Consider the following 4,723-nt stretch of genomic DNA (forward strand, 5'->3'; position numbering starts at 1 on the left):
ACATCAGCGCCCCGCACAACGCCACCAGGGCATCCTGCTGAAACTCCAGCTCCGGCCCGATCAACGTGCATTCCAGCCCGGCAGCGCCGATGGGGTTGCCCACCAGGTGGTTGGCCGCGCTCAACGCGTATTGGTCCAGGGCGCCGGATGGCGGGATGCCGAGGTGGTAATAACCTTCGCGGCCAAGATCCTGCACGGAGGTGGCGAGGCCGGGTTTGAGTACCTTGATCATGCCAGCGCCTCCTGCAAGGTTTTCGGGTAGCCGATGGGGTCGGCGAGAAAGGCGTCGAGGGAAAACTCCACCGGGCGGATGCGCAGGTCGAAGCGCCCTGCGTCCACTTCTGCCACGGCCAGGTCATAGGCGTCGCGGTCCATGGGTTTGAACTGCACGATGTCGCCGGGGCGGAAGAACACCATGTGCTCTTTCAGGTAAGCCAACTGCTGTTGCGGGTCGTAGATCGGCGCCGGGGTGACGCCGAACATCTGGTAGCCACCGGCGCCGCGTACCGAATAGATACAGCCAAAGCAGCCGCCGTGGCCGAGGGTCAATTTCGGCGTGTCGGTGCGTGGGCGCAGGTACTTGGGCACCTGCAACTGCCGCTCGCGTTCCACCATCTGGAACATGAACGGCAAGCCCGCCACAAACCCCACCATCGAGACAAACCACGGCGCGCCACTGTGGGCCGCGATAAACGCGTCCACATCCGCCAGGCCGTTGATCCGCGCTGCGTATTCCAGGTCGGTACCGGTCGGGTCCTGATGACGGTCGCGAAAGCGCATCAGGGTTTCATGGGTCCAGGGGTCGTTGTACAGCACCGGGATTTCGATGATGCGGGTGTGCAAGGTACGTTCGGCCACGGCCTGGGCTTCGGCGCTTTGTACCGCGTCGAGCAGCACGTGGGGCGCGATGCGGTCCGGGTCGAAGCGAATCTGGAACGAGGCATTTGCCAGGCAGACGTCCAGCACACCGTCCAGGGCCAGGCGTTCCACCGCGCGGGTGACGGCCATGCCCTTGAAGAAAGCCTCCAGGGACATGCTCTCGCTGACCTCGGCAAACAGGTGTTCATCACCGCCAAAGCTGTAGCGGATCGGGGAAGATTCAGCCATGTCTGTTCCTCTTGGAATCATTGTAGAAAGGCAGGCAAAAAATCAGTCAGACCCGGTGTCTGGGCACCGGTGTCGGTCAGCGGGGTGTGCGCACTTCGATGCCCGCCTGATCCAGCGCTTCACGGGTGGCTTCCACCAGTTCAAGGGCGCCGGGGGTGTCGCTGTGCAGGCAAATGGAATCGAATTCGATAAACAGGTCTTCGCCTTCAACCGTACGTACCAGCCCGGTCTGGCAAGCCCGTAGTACGCGTGCCGCGACCGTTGCCGGATCCAGCGCCCGCACATTGCGGGTAAACACGATGGAGCCCGTGAGATCGTACTCACGGTCGGCATAAAACTCCCGCACCACCGGCTGGCCGAGTTCCTTGGCGATACGCCAGATCACCGAATTCGGCATGCAATACAGCAGCAGCGTGGGCTCCAGCCGTTGCAGGTTTTCCACCAGCAACCGCGCCGCTTCTTCGTCCCGCGCCAGGTGCATGTACAGCGCGCCGTGGGGCTTGATGTGTTGCAGCGTGAGGCCCTGCACCCGGGCAATTTCCCGCAGGGCGCCGAGTTGATAGAGCATGTCGTCCACCAGTTCCTGGGCCGGGGCGTTGATATGGCGTCGGCCGAAACCTACGAGGTCGCGAAACCCCGGGTGCGCGCCAATCGCCACGCCCAACTGCTTGGCGCGTTCGACGGTACGGCGCATGGTGCCCGGGTCGCCGGCGTGAAAGCCGGTGGCGATGTTGGCCGAGCTGATGTAGGCCATCAGTTCGCTGTCGACGCCGTCGCCGATGGTCCAGGGGCCGAAGCCTTCGCCCATGTCCGAATTGAAATCCACTGCCTGCATCGGGGTCGCTCCGTTGAAGTTCTTGCGATGGAAATTAGGCTGCGGCTTGACCCCTTGGGAAGATCTATTATCAGATGGCCCATCTTCTGAAAATCAGATACCCGATACTGATCGTTACCACGCTCCGCGCGGGAATGCCGCCCTGGACGCTCTGCGTCCGCCTTTAAAATCGTGACGCAGAGCGTCACAGGATGCGTTCCCACGCAGAGCGTGGGAGCGAGCGGAGAAACCAATGTCCCTGACCCTGCGCCAAATCCGCTACTTCGTCGCCACCGCCGAAATCGGCCAGATCTCCCAGGCGGCGATTCACCTGAACATCTCCCAATCGGCGGTGACCACCGCGATCAAGGAGCTGGAAGCGATGCTCGGCGCGCAGCTATTCGTGCGCTCGGCCCAGGGCATGAGCCTGACCGACGCCGGGCGGCATTTCCTCAACCGGGCGTATGTGATTGTGCGCAGCGTCGACGATGCCCTGAACAGCCCGCTGCCGGACTACCGCGCCAGCGGCGTATTGCGGGTGGCCGCCAGCTACACCGTGCTCGGTTACTTCCTGCCGCACCACTTGCAGCGCATGGAACACTGGCACCCGGACGTGACCATCGAGGTGTTCGAACAGGAACGCCAGGCCATCGAACACGGCCTGCTCAACGGCCAGTTCGACATGGCCGTGGTGCTCACCGCTAACCTCACCCACGCGGATATCGTCTCGGAAATCCTCTTCAACTCCGAACGCCGCCTGTGGCTGCCCAGCCATCACCCGTTGTGCGAACGCCCCGCCGTGAGCCTCGCCGATGTGGCCAGGGAGCCGTACATTTTCCTCACCGTCGACGAAGCCGAACAAAGCGCCATGCGCTACTGGGAACAGGCCGGGCAAACCCCCAAGGTGCGGCTGCGCACCAGTTCGGTGGAGGCAGTGCGCAGCATGGTCGCCAACGGCAGCGGCGTGGCGATCTTGTCAGACCTGGTGCATCGCCCGTGGTCACTGGAAGGCAAACGCATCGAAACCGTGAGCGTCACCGACAAGGTCACGCCCATGAGCGTCGGCCTGGCCTGGCACCGCGAGCGCGATTTCACGCCGGCGATGCAGGCGTTTCGGGATTACTTCCATGATGCATTCCTGGCGCCGCAGCAGTTGTCTGCCCGGCGTTGAAAGCAGCCTGCAAGGTGGCGGCCAGCCAATCCATGAACACCCGCACCCGCAGCGGCAAATGCCGTTGGCCGGCGTACAGCAGGGACACGTCCAGTGCCGGCGCCGGATAGTCCGGCAGCACCGCCACCAACTCGCCGCTGGCCAGTTGATCGTGAATGCCCAGGGCGGGCGCCTGGGTCAGGCCAAAGCCACCGATGCACGCCGCCCGGTAAGCGTCGGTGCTGTTGACCGTGACGCGCCCGGCCATGGGAATCCGCTGCACCTTGTTGCCTTGTACGTATTCAAACCCTGGAGAACGTGAGCCCAGCGGGCGTACGTAATGCACCAGTTGATGGTGAGCCAAATCAGCGAGCGTCCTGGGTACGCCGTGGCGCTTCAGGTACGCAGCACTGGCGCAGTTGATCATCGGCATGCTGCACAACAAGCGGGCTACCACCGACTGGTCCGGCTGCGCACCGACGCGCAAGACGCAGTCGAAACCTTCCGCCAGCAAATCAACCTGGCGGTCGGTGCTGCTGATTTCCAGTTCGATCAGCGGGTGCAGGTCCATGAACTCGGGCAGGCGCGGCAGGATCAATTCCCGGGCCATGACATTGGGCATGTCCACCCGAATGCGCCCCGCCAGCTGCGCTTCATCCTGGCGAAACAAGCCTTCCAGCTCTTCCATGTGCGACAGCAAATCCTTGCTGCGCTCATACAGCACGCGCCCGTCCTGGGTCGCCTGAACCTTGCGCGTGGTGCGCTGCAACAGGCGCGCGCCCAGCAACTCTTCCAGCGCCTGCACATGCTCGGAAACCGTGGAGCGCGGCAAGCCCAGGCTCTCGCCCGCCTGGGTGAAACTCGACAGTTCGGTGACGCGCACGAAGGTACGCAGCAACTCTAGTTTGTTCATGGGATTGTTCGCCTTATCCGGCCAGTGATTCCGGCATAGCTCTGTTTATCACGTTATGGCCGGACAAATACACTCAGTCCCACGAACCATCACACGCTCGAGGACTTCACCATGACCCGTAAAATCGCACTCATCACCGGCGCCAGCCGCGGCCTGGGCAAAAGCGCTGCGCTGCACCTGGCGGCACAAGGCGTCGACATTATCGGTACCTACAACAGCGCGGCGGACGAAGCCCAGGCCGTGGTCGCCCAAGTCGAAGCGCTGGGCGGCAAGGCGGCCATGCTGCAACTGGACGTCAGCCAGAGTTCCACCTTCGAGGCGTTCACCGCCCAGGTCGGCTCGGTATTGAAGGACGTGTTCGGCCAGGCGCACTTCAACTTCCTGATCAACAACGCCGGGATCGGCGCCCACGCCAGCTTCGCCGACACCACCGAAGCGCAGTTCGACCAACTGGTGGCGATCCACTTCAAGGGCCCGTTTTTCCTGACCCAGAAACTGCTGCCGCTGATCAGTGACGGTGGCCGCATCATCAATATCTCCAGCGGCCTGGCGCGCTTCAGCCTGCCGGGTTATTCGGCCTACGCCTCGATGAAAGGCGCGGTGGAAGTGCTGACCCGCTACCAGGCCAAGGAACTGGGTGCCCGTGGCATCACCGTGAACACCCTGGCCCCCGGCGCGATTGCCACCGACTTCAGCGGCGGCGTGGTGCGCGACAATCCGGACGTGAACGCGATGGTCG

At 63.2% G+C, this 4,723-nt stretch carries 5 protein-coding genes and 1 pseudogene; 2 read left to right on the plus strand and 4 right to left on the minus strand.

Going from position 1 to position 4,723, the window contains the following annotated elements:
- From HX846_RS29165 to HX846_RS29175, 3 genes and pseudogenes are all read right to left on the minus strand, one after another.
- Positions 1 to 232, minus strand: a pseudogene (locus HX846_RS29165) (allophanate hydrolase); the annotation flags it as partial.
- Positions 229 to 1,107 (minus strand): allophanate hydrolase subunit 1, encoded by an 879-nt coding sequence (locus HX846_RS29170; protein WP_008432967.1) that lies wholly within the window; start codon positions 1,105 to 1,107, stop codon positions 229 to 231. The pseudogene HX846_RS29165 and the gene HX846_RS29170, both read right to left, overlap by 4 nt.
- Positions 1,108 to 1,183: 76 nt before the next feature.
- A complete protein-coding gene (locus tag HX846_RS29175) occupies positions 1,184 to 1,942 on the minus strand; it encodes a 5-oxoprolinase subunit PxpA (RefSeq protein WP_003211441.1) in 759 nt (252 codons plus the stop codon).
- 232 nt (positions 1,943 to 2,174) lie between these two features.
- Between HX846_RS29175 and HX846_RS29180 the strand changes: the two genes are divergently transcribed.
- A complete protein-coding gene (locus tag HX846_RS29180; protein WP_003211439.1) occupies positions 2,175 to 3,092 on the plus strand; it encodes a LysR family transcriptional regulator in 918 nt (305 codons plus the stop codon).
- On the opposite strand, the gene HX846_RS29185 is transcribed toward HX846_RS29180, so the two are convergent.
- Positions 3,013 to 3,984, minus strand: coding sequence for a LysR family transcriptional regulator (locus tag HX846_RS29185; protein WP_178966673.1), 972 nt, complete (start codon positions 3,982 to 3,984; stop codon positions 3,013 to 3,015). The two genes, HX846_RS29180 and HX846_RS29185, sit on opposite strands and share 80 nt — an antisense overlap.
- A gap of 111 nt (positions 3,985 to 4,095) precedes the next feature.
- On the opposite strand from HX846_RS29185, the gene HX846_RS29190 reads away from it, so the two are divergent.
- Positions 4,096 to 4,723: SDR family NAD(P)-dependent oxidoreductase (locus HX846_RS29190; RefSeq protein WP_178966674.1), on the plus strand; the 628-nt coding region annotated here is incomplete at its 3' end.

The organism is Pseudomonas sp. K5002 (genome assembly GCF_013386655.1).
Taxonomy (GTDB): domain Bacteria; phylum Pseudomonadota; class Gammaproteobacteria; order Pseudomonadales; family Pseudomonadaceae; genus Aquipseudomonas.